This window comes from Haloarcula sp. DT43, assembly GCF_037078405.1.
Taxonomy (GTDB): Archaea; Halobacteriota; Halobacteria; order Halobacteriales; family Haloarculaceae; genus Haloarcula; species Haloarcula brevis.
The window spans coordinates 1-2,471 of record NZ_JAYMGZ010000010.1 but is presented as its reverse complement, the minus strand read 5'-3'; the positions used below and the strand labels follow the sequence as shown (position 1 = coordinate 2,471).

At 57.4% G+C, this 2,471-nt stretch carries 2 rRNA genes; both read right to left on the bottom strand.

The features are described from left to right. Positions 1-1,033 (bottom strand): 23S ribosomal RNA (locus tag VI123_RS19195); the annotation flags it as partial. A gap of 371 nt (positions 1,034-1,404) precedes the next feature. After that, positions 1,405-2,471: ribosomal RNA gene (locus VI123_RS19190) — 16S ribosomal RNA — on the bottom strand; the annotation flags it as partial.

Sequence of the window (2,471 nt, the reverse complement as noted above, 5' to 3'; positions counted from 1 at the left end):
AACGGCGTCTGTAGGTTTGGAGTTTGACAGGTGTGCCGACTCCTCTCGGAGGCGGTCACACCAATCGGTCGCTCTACCCCACAGACTACCTCGGCGGAGGTCATGCTTCGACATGTTTCGATTGGAACCAGCTGTTGCCGGACTCGATGGGCCTTTCACCCCTACACATAGATCACGAGAGGGTATTGTAGGACACCAACTCTAACAGACTTCCACGTGCCTTTCGGCACGCTTCATCTTGTCCATGCGTAGATCGTCCGGATTCGGGTCGTGTCCATATGGCTCCCCGCGCTTGAACACGGCGGCCCTCGGGCAAAGCCCTGCGGCCATGTCGGTTTCCCTGTGCCTCCCCGGATACTCCGGTTAGACTTGCCATACAGACACACTCCCTGGCTCGTTTTTCAAAACGTACGACAGAACATCGGCTTCCCGTGAGTCTTACTGGAGACTCGCGTCTCGGTCATTCGTCAGGGGACCTTGTATGCCCTGTCGCTCGATCGCCAACTGAGTTCATGCTCTATTTCGCCTCCCTTCTGAGGGTACTTTGCAGCGTTCGTTCACACTACTTGTTCACTATCGGTCTCAGGTTGTGTTTAGCCTTCGCAGTCGATGCCTGCGTTATTCGCGAGGGATATCCAACCCCCGCTACTCTGGCACTACCGCACAGCGTACTGGTCTTCAGTACGGGGTTGTCACCCTGTATCACGCTCTGTTCCAAGAGACTTCGTGAAGACGGTCGGCTGATGAGAGGTAGCCCGGACACCACATTGCCCGTGAGGGCTTCGGTTTGGGCTGTATCGCGTTCACTCGCGGTTACTGACGACATCACGTTGCGTTTTCTGTTCCTCCCGATACTGAGATGTTTCAGTTCTCGGGGTTCCTCATTGCGCGAAGCAATTGCAGAGGAGATTCTCATTCGGAAATCTGTGGTTCTTCGCCTCCGTGCGGCTCCCCACAGCTTATCGCAGCTTGGCACGTCCTTCATCAGCGCCTGAGCCGAGCAATCCACCAGCTGGCATAGTAGCCAACGTCGTTGTGACTCGTTCAACTGAACGAGTCCAGTGGACGCCTGGATCGCACGTACACACGGTTTCATTTTCGCCCCCAAGGTGGAGATGGTGGGCGAATCGACCCTTCCCAGGCTCGGTTTCACCCGGCCTGGTGCATCTGTCGTCGTATCACATCCGAACGCCGCCCCACACTTAAGGGGACGGATTCGTCCGCGATACGAAGTACGGACCCGTCGGGAGTTGCACCCGACATCCCCGCGAGGGGATATCCGCCTCGGATAGGTCTTGTGAGCCCAGCGGGCCCATGCAGTAGTCGGCGCTTGCCGACTCGCAGTGACTTGTGGTCACCAGTCAATGTAGGTGGGCTGGGGCAGAAGCCCCAGTCCCGGTCAGTAGGAGGTGATCCAGCCGCAGATTCCTCTACGGCTACCTTGTTACGACTTAAGCCCCCTTGCGGAGCCCAGATTCGACCGTCGCATGACGGCCTCATCCGGACCCCACTCGGGTGCTTTGACGGGCGGTGTGTGCAAGGAGCAGGGACGTATTCACCGCGCGCTTCTGACACGCGATTACTACCGAATCCAGCTTCATGCGGGCGGGTTTCAGCCCGCAATCCGAACTACGACTCCGTTTGGAGATTAGCTTCGCCTCTCGGCGTTGCATCCCACTGTCAGAGCCATTGTAGCCCGCGTGTTGCCCGGTCCATTCGGGGCATACTGACCTACCGTTGCCCATTCCTTCCTCCATTTTAGCAATGGCAGTCCTCCTAGTGTACCCAACTACCACAAGGGTATTGCTGGCAACTAGAAGTGTGGGTCTCGCTCGTTGCCTGACTTAACAGGACGCCTCACGGTACGAGCTGACGGCGGCCATGCACCTCCTCTCAGTAGCGTCGGGTAAAGTCGTCAACCTGACCGTCATTACTACTGTCGGGACCGGTGAGATGTCCGGCGTTGAGTCCAATTAAACCGCAGGCTCCTCCGGTTGTGGTGCTCCCCCGCCAATTCCTTTAAGTTTCATCCTTGCGGACGTACTTCCCAGGCGGCTCGCTTATCGTCTTCACTACGGCACATCACGTGCTCATGGCGCGTGACATACCTAGCGAGCATTGTTTACAGCCAGGACTACCCGGGTATCTAATCCGGTTCGAGACCCTGGCTTTCGTCCCTCACCGTCGGGTCCGGTCTCTCAACGTGGTTTCCCCATTGGTGGTCCGTCCAGGATTACAGGATTTCACTCCTACCCCGGACGTACCCGTTGAGTCTCTCGGCCCCAAGCTGTGTAGTTTCCACCGGACGCCGACCAGTTGAGCTGGTCGATTTCCCGATGGACTTACACAGCAGGCTACGGACGCTTTAGGCCCAATAATATCGGCCATCACTCGGACTGCCGGTATTACCGCGGCGGCTGGCACCGGTCTTGCCCAGTCCTTGTTCCTGTACCACCTTACGGTACAGAAAA